This is a genomic window from Granulicella aggregans, from assembly GCF_014203275.1.
Lineage (GTDB): Bacteria > Acidobacteriota > Terriglobia > Terriglobales > Acidobacteriaceae > Edaphobacter.
Genome location: NZ_JACHIP010000004.1, coordinates 583,171 through 599,494, shown reverse-complemented (window position 1 = coordinate 599,494; position 16,324 = coordinate 583,171). Strand labels below are relative to the sequence as shown.

Annotated in this window: 12 protein-coding genes; 1 reads left to right on the top strand and 11 read right to left on the bottom strand. The window is 59.3% G+C overall.

The genetic code is table 11. The features are described 5' to 3' along the window. Positions 1–38: 38 nt before the first annotated feature. The 3 genes from HDF16_RS16330 to HDF16_RS16320 all read right to left on the bottom strand — a co-directional run bounded on the left by HDF16_RS16330 (position 39) and on the right by HDF16_RS16320 (position 3,909). Positions 39–2,681, bottom strand: coding sequence for an IPT/TIG domain-containing protein (locus tag HDF16_RS16330; RefSeq protein ID WP_184218596.1), 2,643 nt, complete (start codon positions 2,679–2,681; stop codon positions 39–41). Then, the gene (locus HDF16_RS16325; protein WP_184218593.1) at positions 2,668–3,495 is read right to left on the bottom strand and encodes a hypothetical protein; all 828 of its coding nucleotides are present in this window, start codon (positions 3,493–3,495) and stop codon (positions 2,668–2,670) included. The genes HDF16_RS16330 and HDF16_RS16325 overlap by 14 nt, the downstream gene beginning before the upstream one ends. A 213-nt stretch (positions 3,496–3,708) precedes the next feature. After that, positions 3,709–3,909: an allantoinase gene (locus HDF16_RS16320; protein WP_184218590.1), complete on the bottom strand. Its 201-nt coding sequence runs from the start codon at positions 3,907–3,909 to the stop codon at positions 3,709–3,711. 116 nt (positions 3,910–4,025) lie between these two features. Between HDF16_RS16320 and trxB the strand changes: the two genes are divergently transcribed. Next, on the top strand, positions 4,026–5,003 hold the full coding sequence (gene trxB, locus HDF16_RS16315) for a thioredoxin-disulfide reductase (RefSeq protein ID WP_184218587.1): 978 nt from the start codon (positions 4,026–4,028) through the stop codon (positions 5,001–5,003). 36 nt (positions 5,004–5,039) lie between these two features. Here trxB and HDF16_RS16310 read toward each other — a convergent pair whose 3' ends face one another. The 8 genes from HDF16_RS16310 to HDF16_RS16275 all read right to left on the bottom strand — a co-directional run bounded on the left by HDF16_RS16310 (position 5,040) and on the right by HDF16_RS16275 (position 16,203). Then, entirely contained in the window at positions 5,040–6,047 is a 1,008-nt protein-coding gene (locus HDF16_RS16310) for a hypothetical protein (RefSeq protein ID WP_184218584.1), read from the bottom strand. 79 nt (positions 6,048–6,126) lie between these two features. Then, positions 6,127–7,680: an MBOAT family O-acyltransferase gene (locus tag HDF16_RS16305; protein ID WP_184218581.1), complete on the bottom strand. Its 1,554-nt coding sequence runs from the start codon at positions 7,678–7,680 to the stop codon at positions 6,127–6,129. A gap of 221 nt (positions 7,681–7,901) precedes the next feature. Continuing rightward, the gene (locus HDF16_RS16300; protein ID WP_184218578.1) at positions 7,902–9,071 is read right to left on the bottom strand and encodes a glycosyltransferase family 87 protein; all 1,170 of its coding nucleotides are present in this window, start codon (positions 9,069–9,071) and stop codon (positions 7,902–7,904) included. Positions 9,072–9,111: 40 nt separating this feature from the next. After that, positions 9,112–11,604, bottom strand: coding sequence for a CHAT domain-containing protein (locus HDF16_RS16295; protein WP_221312800.1), 2,493 nt, complete (start codon positions 11,602–11,604; stop codon positions 9,112–9,114). A gap of 53 nt (positions 11,605–11,657) precedes the next feature. Then, positions 11,658–12,539 carry a choice-of-anchor P family protein gene (locus HDF16_RS16290; protein WP_184218573.1) on the bottom strand — a complete coding sequence of 294 codons (882 nt, stop codon included), beginning with the start codon at positions 12,537–12,539 and terminating at the stop codon, positions 11,658–11,660. A 41-nt stretch (positions 12,540–12,580) separates the two neighbouring features. Continuing rightward, positions 12,581–13,300 (bottom strand): anti-sigma factor family protein, encoded by a 720-nt coding sequence (locus HDF16_RS16285; protein WP_184218570.1) that lies wholly within the window; start codon positions 13,298–13,300, stop codon positions 12,581–12,583. A gap of 86 nt (positions 13,301–13,386) precedes the next feature. Beyond that, on the bottom strand, positions 13,387–13,995 hold the full coding sequence (locus tag HDF16_RS16280) for an RNA polymerase sigma factor (protein WP_184218567.1): 609 nt from the start codon (positions 13,993–13,995) through the stop codon (positions 13,387–13,389). Positions 13,996–14,571: 576 nt separating this feature from the next. Then, positions 14,572–16,203: a tetratricopeptide repeat protein gene (locus HDF16_RS16275; protein ID WP_184218564.1), complete on the bottom strand. Its 1,632-nt coding sequence runs from the start codon at positions 16,201–16,203 to the stop codon at positions 14,572–14,574. Positions 16,204–16,324: the final 121 nt, after the last annotated feature.

The window sequence follows — 16,324 nt, the reverse complement described above, 5'->3', positions numbered from 1 at the left end:
CACGCTGGTTATGCTCGGGATCGCCGAATTCCTTGACCTTACGGAGTCTTCTGCAACATCACCGAAGCAAAGCCCTGGGTTCCGGTAGAGGCAGCGATCACCGCTGTCTGCGGGGAACCGGAGATTTGCTGAACCGTGATTACTATGAGGCCGTTCGAGTCGGAGGTGGCGGTCGCCTGCGACGTGGAGTAGACGGGAGCAACCGGGCATCGCCCCTTATCCGGGCAGACCTGGTAGCCGGAGATCGTTTGATAAACCGTCACTGGCGCTCCGATTACTGGATTACCAGAGCCATCCGTGACCTGAAAGACCACCGGCTGCAGAATGCCGGTCGCGGAGACCGTCTGGGTGCCCCCCTCTATCGATCTGACAGCCCACATAGACGGGTCCACGCCCGTCACTGCAAAGCTGCCGCAGAGGTTTGCCGACGCTCCAATCGCCGCGCAGGCGGAGCCTGTCGCCTGGGTTCCGCCGGAGAGCAATGTGGCGCTCGCCGCGATCGTCGCGAGACCGTAACTGTCCGAGGTGCTCTGCGATCCGATCGGATAGGTCAACGCTGCCGCACTCGATGTCCAGTTGACGGCGATCCCGGGAGCTGCGGCTCCACTTTGCGAGAGGAATGCCAACGGGAAGAGCGGCACCGCCTGTCCGGCGGCGACATAGAAGGCAGGAGTGAGAATGGTCAGTACAGGAGTCTGCGGCAGAGCGGAGCCAGCAGGATATGTGAGTGCGCCGTACAGGGTCGCCGATCCGCCGCTCATGGGATCGAGCACGGTCACATCGGCGGTTGAGGCTGCGTCTGTTCCAAGCGTGGCAAACGGCGGAACGATCGCGAGAATCGTGGTCGAGGTTGCGGCGACGATCTGAGCTGCGGCCCCGCCTACGGTGACGATCAGCCCGGCGCGAAATCCCAGGCCGTTTAGAGTGACCAAGCCTCCGCCTATCGAGGTAGTCGCGGGCGAGATGCTGTCGGCGTAAAGGACGCGCGCGCGAAAGTGATAGTCGGGGCGGCCATCGCCACGCTGGTCAATAATGGCGATGCGCAGCGCGCCGGTGACTGAAGTATCGAAGTTCAATAGCGTAAGACCTGCTGCGATGCTGTTGAATGGCGACACTGCCTGCGCAACGGTAGGCGGAGTGCCAGCAGGATCGCTCTGATTCCACGCACCGATCAGAGGTTGCAGCTTGTTCTCGGTTACAAATGCTGACTCGTCGAGCGCTGTCACTTCTACCGAGAGATTCCGATTTGCCTGCACGTTAACGAGACTCCACGAGGTCGCGCCATAGCCGCAGAGAACATTGGTCCACCATCCCGTGAGGGGAACAGGCGTTGGCGCAGAAGCGGTTCCCAGGGCAGTCGCGTCGCAGGTAGCCTCAGAGCCTGGGACGGCCCAGACGTAGAAGTTTTGTTCGTAGGGCACGACATGGTTGTCGCGCCACGGAAAGACTGGTCCCGAGGGGGTGACGGGTGCTGAGAGATAGGGGCCGAGGCCATACTGCCCGGTGTAGAGCGGGTTAATCGGCTCGCTGGTGATGAATGCGTCCTGGGCGCTGGCGTTCGGCAGCAAGGGTATTGCGATCAGGCTGAAGTCGCCCTCGAGTGGCGGATTGACGTACCCCATGCTGGCGTCGATGGAGCTTGCCGGAGCTCCGGTCACCGGGTTGCCATTGTCCCATCGGTAGAGGTTTCCGCTCACCGCCGAGACGACCGCGCCGCTCTCGACATAAGGGGTCTGCAGGTCCGACCGCCGCACGAGGAGGTTCATCCCCTGCATGCCCTGTCCGTCGCCGAACTCCATCCGCCCGGTGATGGAGCTTGCGTCGCTCAGGGTGTCGGATTTACCCGCCGATGCAGTTCCCTGCGCGATGAAGTAGAGCGCGCTGAGGGAGGCAACGTCGTCTTGACGAAGCGTGAAGGGCGAAGGCTGGCATTGAAAGGTGTAGGGGCCGCAGACCACGTCGATGGGGTGCATGATCGGCCACTTCTGGACTTCGTCCGCCGTTGGCAGTGGCGTGCGTGTGAAGACGTCATCGTTGGTCTGCGACCATGCCAGGCCGAGTACGCGGCCAAAGGCCCGCATCAGTTGATATTGCAGTTGAAGCTGTTGCTCAGGCGCAGATCCAGTGCAGCGACCGTTGAGGATCAGCAGAGCATGCTGGATCGTTCCCGCAGGTGTGATGGAATCGACGCTCTCAGTGACTCCGTTCTGACGGCACTCCAAGGGATCGCTCGCCCCTTGCCCCAGGAGGAGATCGGTGACCGAGCCGTCGGTGTCGTAGATGACAGCGATCTGGATGTTCGCGTAGTTCGAGCTCGAGACATCCGCGGGGAAGATCAGGCCATTTGTGCCGGGGAAGACGTTTGCCGAAGAGACGTGTTCGGCCAGTTGGCCGCCTTGAGCGAGCGCGATGTTCGCTGTTGGAATATTCCATACATTGGCAGCTGCGGAGACGATGGCATCGGCTGCGGCATGGTCCACGTCGGCGCTCAAGTCGCCGGGATCGGTGGAATAGGAGATGTTCGGCGTGTACCAGACGACGGGCTGCGAGGCCACCGAAAAGTACGGCGGCCCGGTGACCCAGCGGGGTCCACTGGCGTACGCGGGCGCGCACGTCAGCCCGGATGCCCAAGCCAATAAGAGAAGCGCGCCCATTGAGGGGCGAACGTCACTTCGAGGCATCTTGCGACCCCGTCGAACTCGCGCAGAGCGCCAGGACATGGGAAAGTGGCTCCGCCTGGGCCACAAGCGGCTCCTGTTTTACCCATGGGCCGGGGAGTGCGTGAACGAGAAGCGGAGTGTCGTTCTGAAGCGCCAGTGGCTTGATCGCGCTGTAGGCCTCCGAGCGTGGGCCTCTGCCTCCTCGTATCGGGATGGAGCCGCGCCCAGGCACGCCGAAAACAATCTGGCTGCGCAATGTCTGCGCCTGGAGCCAGCGTATGTCTACCATCCACTGCGACGCAGGCGAGGAGCCATCATCCGGCCCTGGCGGCTGGCCTCCTCCGCGCAGTGGGATCAATCCTTCTGTGCCGTGCACCGGAGAACTCAGCCCCGCTGAGTCAGATGCGCGCAGCAGCACTAAGAGCCGCTGCCCAATGCGATACCGTCCGGTCCCGCCCGCCCATAGCCCGCCCCACTCCCGCAGGGTGTATACCGAGCCTTGTGCGGGACCGCGCACTGCCTGATCGACGGCAAAGTCCACTTCAACGACGCCTTCGGCGGCGGCCTCGGGAGACCCTGAGAACCCGGTTCGAGGCGGGCGGACCTGCACAACATGGCCCACGAAGATGACGCCCGCAGCCTGCGACATCTGCACAATCAGATCGTCCGGCGTCGCGGGAACCGCATCCGAAGCGAGGACCACAGTGTTCCGGCGATCGCGTGCCTGGGCCGGCGCGGACATACACCCGACAATCTGGTCCACGAGAACGGCCGCAGCCAGAGCCGCGCCTGTGAAGAAAACCGATCTTCCCACTGTCCAGGTTCGAGTAGACAAGCGACACCTCCGCCTGTCTTCAATTCTTAGGGAATAAGAAGAAAGAGCGAAGATACTTTTCGTCTTTTGTGCGCCGGGATTCCCATTCCGGGAACATTGCCGATGCTGGAGACGCGGTTATCCGAGCCGCATACGTCCCACCCATCGCGATGAGACTGCGATGGATGGAGCACCCGAGCTGTTGAGGCCGGGCAGGACTTCTGACGGACTCCCTTAGATCTCCGGGTAGAAGTCGAAAAACGCGTCGATGCTGAGCTTCAACTGGGCCTCGATCTGCTCCCTCGATCCCTCGAGCACATGCATCGTGCAGTGTGCCTCGTTGCCGTTCTTCAACGCGATCGGCGCTTCGCCAACGCTCGCTACTTCTTCCGCCGGCAGCAGCCGCATTCCGTAAACCAAAGTCAGATTCGCCATCTCGTCACCACTTTCCTGTTTATTTTGATTCTTACATCTGCCCTTCGATCCATCCCGTTGCCGTCGCCGAATGAATCCTTTCCTCCCAGCGCGCATTTACACTATGGAAGACCAATATGCCCGACACTATTTCGACGAATCCGACCGCTGCTGAAGTCCGCGACACGGTCATCCTCGGCTCCGGCTGCTCCGGACTCACCGCCGCCATCTATGCTGCACGTTCAAACCTGAAGCCGCTCGTCCTCGAAGGCCACGAGCCCGGTGGGCAGCTTTCGATCACCACTCTGGTCGAGAACTTTCCCGGCTGGCCGGAGGGCATCCAGGGTCCGGAACTGATCGAGAATATGAAGAAGCAGGCGACTCGCTTCGGCGCTGAACTGCGCATGGCTCATCTCAGTTCGATCGACCTGACCAAGCGCCCGTTCGCGCTTAATCTCGGTAAAGAGACGATTCATACGCGGACGCTCATCATCGCGTCGGGAGCGTCGGCTCGCTGGCTGAACCTGCCCAGCGAGCAGGCCCTGATCGGCCATGGAGTCAGTTCCTGCGCGACCTGCGACGGGTTCTTTGCTTCGGGCAAGGAGATTGCCGTAATTGGCGGAGGCGACTCCGCGATGGAAGAGGCGCTGTTCCTTACCCGCTTCGCCAAGAAGGTCACGCTGATCAACCGCAGCGAAAACTTCCGCGCCTCGCGCATCATGCTGGAGCGCGCGATCGCTCACCCGCAGATCGAGTTCCTGCACAACACTGTCGTGGAAGAGGTTCTGGGAGTTGAGGAGAAGGACGTTCGTGGCCTGAAGCTGAAGAACGCGAAGACCGGACAACAGACCGAATTGCCCGTCTCCTTCATGTTCCTCGGCATTGGACACACGCCGAACGCCAGCGCCTTCAAGGGCATGCTGGACCTCGATGACGACGGCTACATTCTGACGCAGGGTAATGTCTTCCCCACGATCAACGGACAGCCTATCCCCGGAGTCTTCGCCTGCGGAGACATTCAGGACAGGCGGTATCGCCAGGCGATCACAGCCGCAGGATCGGGCTGCATGGCGGCGCTTGAGGTTGAGAAGTACCTGGAAGAGCACGGAAGATAAATCACCCCACCCCGCCTTCTTTAGAAGACGAATTGGTCACTTGGTCACAGGCGCTATCGCGGATCGCACGGAGTCGGATAGACTCCGTGTGATCTGCGGTACTGTGTCTGGATGGGTATGGATGTAGCGGATATCGCGAACGAAGGTCTCGGGCGGCAGCACAACGGGTAACGCCGCCGGCAGCGCGTCGTAGCGGTGGTTCAACAAAGCCGACACGTTGGTGCATGAAGGTACGGGAGCCACGAAGTAGAGGACCCTGGTCTGAGGCGACGCGTACTTTTCTCCCAGCGCCTTCACCCAGTCGAAACGGATGTTGTCGAGCAGCAGCGGCGGGAAGGTGCAAGGCGAGGCAAGCACGCTTGGGTCGGTGTTTTCAATGTGCCCGTGAGTCGCTGCCAGAGTCCCTTCCTGACCCTGATGCGAGACCTTATGCATCAGAAACTCCCACGAATCGGCATACAACCTGAGAGAAAAGAGAGCCGCATCCGATGGATGCCAGCGGGCAAAGGAAGAGATCTCTTTGAAGGTTCCCTGCGCCGCGAGCACTTCTTCCCCTTCGAATACCGGGATCGCATCGAATGGCGTGTTTCCGTAGTCGAAGTCCCACGGCGCGAAGTAAAAAACGATGAGCTTCGGGGGCCGGTTGTGCGACAGGTAGCGACGGAGCGTGAGGTCGTCATTGACCATGAGGCTGCCGCGCGTATTCGGGAGGTTCAACACCTCGACTCCGAGATCGGACGACATCTGGCTTGGATCGACTCCTAGCAGGACTGTCGAATCGCCGAACAGGATAACGTCTGCGTCCTTCACGGGAGTCTGGAAGGCATAGTTGAGTGGCCGGGAGTAAAAGGACAGGCTTCGATGCTGGTATGCGTCCGTTCGGACAATCGTCAGGGGAATGATATAGAGCACCGAAACAACGAGGAGTACGTTCAGGAGATAGCGGGTCAATTCCCGCCGGCCCTTGATCGATGAGGACGGTTCCGCCGCTGTAGCCGGTTCCGCCGATGTGGGTCGTTCCGTCGATTGCATCGAAACCGCCACCTCTCCTCCTACAGTATCAACATCCATAACCACGGATATCCCCGTATCCAGGCGTCTTCGACGTCATGATCAAAGCCGCCTAAAACTGAAAATACAAAAAGGTCGAAGGTTGCTGAAGTTCGACCAGGACCATGAAGAACAGAAGACCAACAGCAAGCGCCCATCCAGTTGAAGGCGACCACAGGAAGAGCCGGGGCACACCTTCCTGATTCCACGCCGTCTTTTGAAGCGACGGCTTAAACCTTGTGAGGATCTGCTGGGTGTTGGGTGTGAACCAACCGATGGCAAGTCCCAAAATGACCTCGGGCACCGCGCGGTGCATATTGACGAGAGACATCCAGGCTGCCGGCCCCGATACGCCTGCAGCGCCGAAGCCAGCCATCGCCGCCAGGATCGAGACCGCGCGCGAGACACTGTCGGCGCGGAAGAAGACCAGGGAGATCGTCATGCAGAGAAAGACGGAGCCAACGGAGACTACGTGCTTGATTCGAGCGCGGAGACCGGCCGGGCTCTCCGGCACTCGCCTGGACGGTCGATAGAACTGGCGCCATGCGTTATTGACGGAGAGATAGACACCATGGAGGAGGCCAAAGACCATGAACTGCAGCCCGGCTCCGTGCCAGATGCCGGCGAGGAACATGGTGAGCATGAGCGGCATGACCACGACGCTGATGAAGGCTCCGGGCGTGTTGGAAGCACCTTTACCCTGCTTGCGCCGGCGGCCACCGACCCAGCGGGCGACGGGGTAGTAGATGTAATTGAAGATGTAGCGGCCAAGCGTCATGTGCCAGCGCTGCCAAGCCTCAATGATGCTTGCAGACTTTGCAGGGGAGTTGAAGTTGAGTGGGAAATCGATGGAGAACATGCGTGCCAGGCCGAGCGCCATGTCGGAGTAGCCGGAGAAGTCGAAGTACAGCTGGGTGATGTAGGCCAACGCGCCGATCCATGCGACTGAAATCGGGAGTCGGCCGGGCGCGTGAAAAACAGCGAAGACGATGCCCGCGAAGGTGTCCGCGATTAGGACCTTTTTCGCCAGCCCCAGCACGAACCATGTGCCGCCGACAGTGACATCCGAGAGATTCAACCCAAGCCGCTTGAGTTTGAACTGAGGCATCATCTCGCGATGGTCGAGGATTGGGCCGGCAATCAGATGGGGGAAGAAGGTCACGAAGAGCAGATAGTCAGGAAAGCTCGCCGGCTTTGCGTATCCCTTTTTCAGATCGACCAGGAAGGCTATCTGAGTGAATGTGAAGAAGGAGATGCCGAGGGGGAGCACGACGTCGGCCCAGTGCTTCGAAAGCCCAAAGGCCGTGCTGAGAAAGTTTGCCGACGCGACGAAGTACTTGTAATACCCGAGAACGAGCAGATTTAAACCAATCGCCGCTAAGAGCCACGTACCGGATCCGACACGATTCGGAATGCGGCGGCTGATCAGTGCCGCTGCGAGATAGTTGAGAGCGATAGAGCCGACCAGGAGGATCAGCAGGGACGGCTGCCACCAACCATAAAAGACGAGCGAGATGAAACCCAGCCAGAGCACTACCGCTCGAGAATGCACCCTGCTGGCTAACTCATATCCGGCGAGTGCTACTGGCAGGAAGAGGAAGATGAACTGATACGAGTTGAAGAGCATGAGCCGTCAAATCCCTCGAAGTAGCGTGCACCTTCCCCGTTGACTGCAACTCTCGTTGAGTTCGGGGCGTTTGCCCAAATTCTCTACCGCAGTGTCGTGACACCGCTTTCAGGCAACTGAGGTGTCGTCTTCACCGCTTCAGGCAAAGCAAGCACAACACCGGTTAAGGGTATGGCACCGGGGGCATCCGTTCAACCGGATTCTGACCGAAAAAGCCAATGTTACGCGTAAGTTGTAGACGAATTGGAAGTGCACGATGCCTCTTCTCTGGTCGCCAGCCATGCGATCAATCCCACAGCGAGAACAAGCCGAGGAGTCACGCCGAAGATGCGAACCTGCGAGGGCAGGTAGAGAGGGACTAGAAGCAAGAGTGCGAAGAGCTTTGAGCGCAGTCTTCCGATGGCGACGAGGCAAATGGGGATATACATCACGACACCCATCGTCCAGAGGGTCGTATTCATCGACTGCGAGATCAGCGCCATGCTGAAGAAACCAACCTCGGGAGCCACGCGTTTGAAGTAGAGAAGTAACGCCGCGACCACCGTCAGAACAAATCCAACGAAGATGCCGGCGTTATCGAGCAGGATAAGCGGGTTGTTATAGGAACCGACGAAGCCCGGACTGAGGGACAACCAGGGTCCCGCGAAGGGAGACACCACTGAAGAACTCGAGGACACCTGGGAGTGAAGTGTCGTCAGATTCTGGAGAAAGCTGACATAACTCGAAACGCCAAAGCGCCACGCGGCAAGGAGACTGAGGGTGACCGTGAAGAGAATCGCGGTTGCAGCCGCTTTGAAACGCTTCTCCAGCAGCCACCAGAGCAGCAACGCTGCAGGGAAGATCTTGATCGAGATGGCGACGCCCAGCGGCAGGCCCGCCCAGAACCTGTCGGAGAACCGGTAAGCTACCACGATGCACAGCAGTATCAGCAGATCGACCTGGCCGCGCTGCACGCAGGCAATCGTGGGCAGACCGATACCGGCGAGAATGATCCAAACGGTGGGGATCTCAAATCGTCGACCAAGGAAAAGAAGCACCCAACCCAACCCGGCGATGGAGAGAAGCTCAAATAGAATTTTCGCGGAACTATAGGAAAAATGGCCGAGCGGAGCGACATAAAATAACGCGGGCGGAGGATAGATCCATCGACTTATGCCGCTGTCCGTTGCTACATCGGCAAACTGCGCACCGAAGTTGCGATTGTCGGCATAGGCGTCAAGGTGTGCGGCCGATGCCTTAGCCGCGACGTAAAAGGCCCTGAAGTCCAGGCCCTCACTTCGGAACGCGAGCAAGATTAGCGGAGCCGCGACGAGGATGAGCACCAAAGCCGAGATCAACCGTCCGCGCGGGTGAAGAGAGGGTAAGAGCGATTTTGTTGAGCCGTCTGCCATCTCTTGATTCTGAAGGTATCACCGCGTGCCAGGAACGAAGTCAGCGTCCGGCATAGAGCTGAAACGGAGCCCAGTAAAACGGTCTATTGAAGTGCCCGCCGGAGTGGATAAGAGAGAGTTTGGCCGAGCGCAGGGCAGCGGCCGGTGCCTGCCCTCGACCTAACTCCTGGTACATGGTGCTCATTAATTCGGGCGTAGAGGCGTCACTCACTTCCCATAAGGAGCCGATGGCGTTATGCGCGCCGGCACGCAGGAAGGCCCACGAAAGCCCGACCATCCCTTCGCCAGCAAAGGACTTTGACCCGCTGCTGTTGCACGCGGAGATGGTCACAAGCTGCGCGTCGATAGGATGTTGCAGAATGTCGCGGGCGTAGAGCCTGTATGTATCCTCACCTGCGCCGCCCGGTGAAAGGATCACCGCAGATTCCAGCGGGTCCGTCCGGCTGGCAGTGCCATGGGTGACGAAGTGAATGTACTGAAACTTCTCCGGGCTACTCGCAAGATAGGCCGCCGGAGTCGCTTGCGCACCCTGAAAGATCTTCGCGTTGCCCGGAAAGTAGCTCTCCACTTTTTCCATCTCGAGTGCCGCCATAGGAAGCGCGCGAAACTCTGTGCCGGACGGCGTTGCATCGCCGAAGAGCAGCATCTTCGGCTCGTTCTTTCCGGCAGCGGGCGAGGTGCGGACGGACTCCGCAAACATTCGAATCGATGGTGCTGATAGAACCGTCGCGTCCTCGATCCAGAAGTGCGGAGAAGGCGATGGCACGACGAGAGACTCGAAGTTCAACTGCCCCATTTCGCCATCGACGAATAGGACCACGGGACGATCCTGCCTGAGCTGACCTGCTGCGGGGGTGACCAGATCCCGGTAGAGCGAGGAAGCATCCTTGGCGGCCTCGCCGGTATCGGCTTTCAATGGGTCCTTCAGCGAAAGAATGGCAAGCTTATAGCGCTCGATCGACGGCAAAAGTTCGGACCGTGGGGGCAGAGCGACCCACTGCGTCCGCTCCGGCGTGATGACCCACAGATAGGACTGCCGCTCTCCAAGCCAGTAAAAGAGCAGGCTCGCATTCGCCTTTCGCGCGATCTCGACTTCCTTCAGTTTCGGCGCTGCGGTAAACGTCCCGCTGGGCTGCCTGGCATCCTGCTTTGATAACGACCCCAGCCCCTGCTGCAGGGTGCGAGCGCGGCTCCAATCGGCAGCTTCGAGCGCCTCTTGAGTCTTTCCTTCGCTGACGAGAAGGTGGATGTAGTCGTCGTAGATGCTCGAGGCATTTTCGAGGAAGGTAAGTTGCGAGATCTCCTGGTTCAGATCGGCGCGAGCACCCTCCACAAGTCCAAGAGCCGCCTCGTACGAATGCTGAGCAGAGACCATGTCCCCCTGCGTTTCGTACATACGGCCCAACCCGTGCTCTGCCTGCCACCGCATGGAAGGCTGGCTGTCTGGCGAACTGGCGACCTCTTCGAACAGTTGGAGGGAGCGAGGATAATCACGACGAAGGCTCGCAGCTTCCCCTCTCAGGAGGCTGCAGGTCAAGAGGTCCACGGAGCTTCCCGTCGCGGCAGACATCGAGCTCGCCTGGTTCAGGTATATGTCTGCGGCGTTCGGCTTGTTAAGGCGGATGTAGAGCCGCCCAAGATCCATCGAAGCATCGATCTCAGTCTGTTTCCTGCCGATCTTGCGGGCTAACTCGATAGCTCGCAGATCGGAACGCTCTGCCAAAGTGGACTGCCCGGAGTCAGCATAGGCAAGCGCCGTGCCAGCGAGAATCAGCGAACGCAATCCTAGATCTCCGAGAGACTTGGCCCGGTCTTCCGCGGCAACGTACATCTCCAACGCTTTCTCAGAGTTTCCTAAAGCGTACTGCTCATACCCTTCGCTGAAGAGAGCACGCTGTAGAAGATCGTTTGCGCCGAGCTTAGCGGCGGCTGTGGCGCTTCGACGGTAGTATTCGAGCGCCTCGTCGTGGTGCTCTTCTTCAGAAGCGATATGACCGAGGTTGAGCAGAGCGCTTGCTTCGAGCATGCGATCATGGCTGGCTCGCCCGAACTCCATACTTCGAAGAAACGACTCTTGAGCCTGTGAGGACTTCCCTTGTTCTAACTCATAAAGGCCCTCCGAGAGAAGGACCGTGCCACACTGGCCGGAGCGCGTTGCGCCACAGAGCTTCTGTGCTTCCTGGAGCTTCTCGCCCGCTTCGGGGAGACGGTGAAGCCGAGTCAGGGATCCGACTTCGAGCGCCAACCGCTGGACCTTGTCATCGACATCGACCCAGGGTATCCGGTCGTCTGCGAGAGAGGTCAGAAGCTGCTCATTGAGGCCCCGCCATGCCATTGCGTTTGCCTGAAGAAGTTGAAACCTTCGCCCCCAGGCGGGTTGAGAGAAGATAAACCTTTGGTATCCGACCTCAGCTTCCTTCTGCGCAGCATCAAGATAGCCATGCAGAAACGTCCGGCGCGCATGGTCGAAAAAGGCTGGAGCATTCGCAGGGGCCACATCGGAGAGAGGCAGAACCAGTACAAGCGCGAGCAATGGGATGACGGCGGAGTACCACCTTCGAGGTCTGATTCCGCTGGCCGCCCAGGTTACGGGGCCGTAGCGCCGTTCGTCTTTGCCGACGCCGCTGATGCGCTTCCATGGCCAATGCAGCCCAGAGTCGCGTCGATCATGGTCAACTCGACCGTCGTCTTGTGCGGAACGCCCTTCAGATCGAAGTCGTGCTGCAACAGCTTCACCGTCGCGAAGTGAATCGTCCCGAAGTGGGGAACGAACAGGGCGTGCCCGTATGTCGAGCCCGGGAAGGTCCCCTCGATCTGGTCTACCAGCGAACATTCAATGGTCTCGGTGTAGTTGCCATCTTTGTCTTTACCTGAGACTGCGCCTTGATTGTATAGTTTGTAGCGTTCGAGAGTGGGGTCCTCGAGTTTGCCGAAAGATAAAAGCTTCTCGGCTTGCCTGCCGACACGGCCAATGAATCCGGTGTCTTTCGTGTAATGCCCATCGCCGACGGGCTTGTCCCCGAAGAGATCAATGTTCAGCTTCACGTCCACAGGTACGCCGGCGATGCGGAGGTTCTCGAAGCGTGTCCCAAGAAACGAAATCTTGGGAACATATCCCTCAAGCGGATACTCGGCAAAGATCTGAGCGACGACGCGATCGGCGGTAACAACCTCAAGGATGTTCAGGCCCTCCACCACGGAGGTGCTGACCGTACTCCATCCATGCCCGTCTTTCTTGTCTTTGTTCCCCGCGACCTGGGTGTGCGCGGCGCGGTACGAGACGACTCCCTCGGAGCGGAAGGGCAGAGCGTGCTGCGACAGGTAGCCTCCGGCGGCTTCGAGCGCGGCGACCGCCTGCGGCTCGATCACATGCTTAAGCGGGAGGAGAAAATCTCCGTGAAGCGCCTTCGCTTCGGCGTGATGGTAGTGCGTGCGCTTGACTCCGTTGACGATAGCCGAATCAGACATTGCGGTGTTTTCCTCGGGAGACTCAGGATTGCATGATAACGCTACTTCTTGACTTTGGGGTCAACGACCTGGAGATCAAAAAGGTGTTGTTGGACAGGAACAACTTCACCGGTCGAGTTCACTCCCGATACGGCGAGCTTATAGGTGTCCTGCTTGATGTGGCCGGGCAACCAGATCGTCTGGGTATCTTGCGCGGGGCTGGAGTTCGCCACGGTACGGGTCCAGATCAGTTTGCCGGCCGAGTTGTAGAAGTCGAACTTCCAGGACGCATAGCTTCCGCCCTCCGGAACTTCGACAAGCACGGTGCTTCCCTGCAAGAGGTCGGCGTGAACGACCGGAAGCGCGCTTCGCGTGTCGCCGTGAAGCGGCGTCGGAGCGGGCAGTATCTGGGGTTCGTTCGCGGCAACTTCGAGCGCCGGATAAGTGACCAGATTCTGGTAAGCGATGATGCCGATCAAGCTGGCAAATACCGGCACCATCAATGCAGGACTCAGCCACGCAGGGCGGAGCCACGCAAACCAGTCGCGCTTTGCCGGCTCGGCCTTGGTGGGGACGTAACCGCGCTGCGGCGCGCTCGATGCCTGCATGGTTGGAAGAACCGCTTTGGCGCGGTCGATGAAGGCCGCACCAAGCATCGCGTCGCTCGCGCACTCGGTACAGTCGAAGAGGTGTTCTTCATAGGCGTCGCGCTGCTCCGGGCTAAGCTCGCCCAGGAGATACCGCTCCGACGCCATGGTTTCTAATGCTTCACGGTGATCCATATTTCCTGCTTTCCTGGCAGCACTCTTGGCGCTCCACCCACCCGGAATGAGCCATCCTTCTATTCGCACTGCCTCCGACATAAACATCATGCTTCACCCGTAGCCGGCCCAAAGGGCAACCGGTTTCCGTTCTTCTTCAGGTAAGCCGCCTTGAAGATGTGCTTGGCCCGATGCAGCAGGACTCGGAGATAGTCGCGATCCACGCCAAACTCGCGGCAGACATCGTCGCGATCGCGCTCGTCGAGAAAGACAGCCTTTAGCAGGGAGCGATCGTGGTCGCCCAAATCTTCGAGAACCTTGAGTACCTGTTCCCCAATTTGTTTCGTTTGGACAGCATCGAGGACGCTGCCGCCGGGCGCAACTGGTTCGGGAGATCCCTCTTCATCGAGAGAGTCGCTGCGCGCCGTTTGACGATAGTGCTCTAACAAAACGTTGTTGCAGACAGTGTTTACAAATGGGCCGAGACGGTCAGGCTGTCGCAGCGAACCTTCTTTGCGGATCGCCAGGAGCACGCGCGCAAAGGTCTCCTGGCGCACGTCTTCGATTGCCTGCGGAGAGCGCAGACGCGAGCGCAGCTTCAGGTGCAACAACTCTGTGAAGTAGCAGACGAAGTGCTCTTGCGTCTGGGGGTCTCCGGCACGAAGACTTTCCAGATAGTCTGCATCGAAGGCATGAAATTGCAAGACAGATCCCATCCTTTGAAGAGGCTTCAAGGATAGCATCGCAGGACGCCTGGGGCTGTCGGCAACTGGCTTCATCCCCGGCGTATGTAGTTGTTTCCAAGAGCCCGAAACGGGGGGAGTAACAACAGGAATGGTCTGCGCCACGCTCATGAGCAACTCCCACTCTTTGCCCGGAAGATGGAGTGATCGCACAGCCGCGGTGACAACCAGCGAAGTCTACCGGAAGCATCGGGATCGCTGGGCTTCGCAATGGTTGCTTCAACGGGGCCTGGGCTAACGGCGTCCGTTGACCAGACCAGCCGACAGGCGATGAATGCTACTATCGCCAGCTCCGACATGATCTCTACCGATTCCATCGCGATTCCACTCCAATGCGCCAGCGTGAGTTGGTCCCCCTCTCCAGTGTTGGAAGGGGGACCCGATATCACCGGGAAGGGATTGAGGCTCTGCACCACTCATCCGGCGGCCGATTGCTGCTCAGGTCGGCGACAGAAGGTAGTGCCGCAGAAGCGCAGAGCGTTTCATGAACTGCATTTTTAAATTTTTTGGGCGAGAAAGTGACGGATCTTCGGGGACATGCCGACTGATTTAAAGCGAATTCGGCCGATCCAGACGCGCAATCGGCATCGCATCTTTGCGAGCTAGAAGCGCGAGATACTCCGGAGTCGTCCGCACCTGGCGGAAGGCAACATCGGACTCGAAGCTGAGGAATCCCGGGTCGCGACGGTCGCACGCTACCTGGAGATAGTGGATCGCGCGGCCTTCGTCGCCCGCGATGCCGAAGAGCTGCGCAACAGAGTAAGCAGAGGCATGGCCGCTGTCTGCGAGCGGAGCGTAGCTCGAAGCCAGGTTGCGCAACATGAATACCGGGCCGTGCGTCTCTAGATCTTTGCGCGCTTGATCGAGGAGCGCGACTTTCTCTGCTTCGTTCGACATTGCAGCGAAAGTACGAGACTCCGAGAGGAACTCGGAGTATTCGCCCTGACTGAGATAGACCCTGGATAGATACGAGTGGACCGAGGCGAACTCCGGCTGGCTCTGTGCGACCTGCCTGAGCGCCTGCGCGCCTCGATCAGGATCTTCGGAGCTCAGAATCAGGCCCCGGTCAGCAAGCACGGAGACCGACTGTGGTTCGAGCGACCGGGCCAGATCGATCTGCGCGAGAGCTTCCTTCAGCCTTCCAGCGGAGAACAGCGCCGTCGCGTACCAGTGGTGCGACTGCGAATTCTTCGGGTCGAGTTCGATGGCGCGAAGATATTCCTTCTCTGCCGCAGCCATGTCCCAGTTCCAGAAGCGCAGGATGAATGCGATCGAACGGTGGGCGTCGGGCGACGAGGGATCGAGCACAACGGCTTGTCTTGCGGCAGCCAGGGCGCGTGGATAGGCCTCGGCGTCCGACATATGGCCATACTGGCGTAGAAGAAGATAGGAGTCCGCAAGTCCCGCGTACGCAGGAGCATAGTGCGGATCGTTCACGATCGACTGGGTAAAGAGGTCAATCGCCTGATTGAGGCCGCTCTCTGTCCGCAGATTCCAGAAGTATCGCCCACGCAGGTAGAGTTCCTTTGCCTCAGGGTTGGAATGCGCTATCTCGCGACCGGGTGCATGGAATCTCCGGTAGTGAACGACGGCGAAGCTTGAACCGGCGATGACGCCGACAATCAGCAAGAGCGCCATGCCGTAGAACGCCCATCGAGATTTCTCTACCGGCGGCCTTTGGGGTGGCGATCGTCGCTCGCGGAAAGAACTCGAAGTTAGCAGGTTGGAGAAGCTGCCAGCGTCCTCTTTCGAAGAGGAAGAAGGCATTTGCAATGCTTCGTCCCGAACAGTAGAACCGACCCGCTCCTCTTCTAAGTTGGCGGTAACCGGAGTCAGGAGAATCCCGCCAGGCAAAGACTCGATAATCAACAGCGCACTAGTTACTGGAGAGCTCTCTTCGGCGACAGCCTCTACCTCGGAGGTAATTCTAGAACTCTCAACGGGCACCGCGTCTGAAGCGCGCAACCATCGGTCGAGTTCATCGACGTAGGCGAAGACACCGCTGCGTTCTCCTCCGGGGACCCGGTGGACCGGGAGCCGACGCTCTCGTTCCCAGCGCCGCACGGTTCGCGCATCACGATGCAGGTAGGAGGCAATCTCCTTCCAGGAGTCGAGGCGGACGGAGTCGATTGTGCCAATTGGTGAACCTGGCTGATTGTCCCGGTTGCTGTTCTGGCCCATTGCGTTCGAAATCCCTCAGTTTAGTGACTGCGGAACGAAATCGTTTCACAAGTCTACTAGGGAACGCAGAAACCCCTGATAGAGATTGGCCTGTCGCGACAGCATGACGGCGATCGCCTAC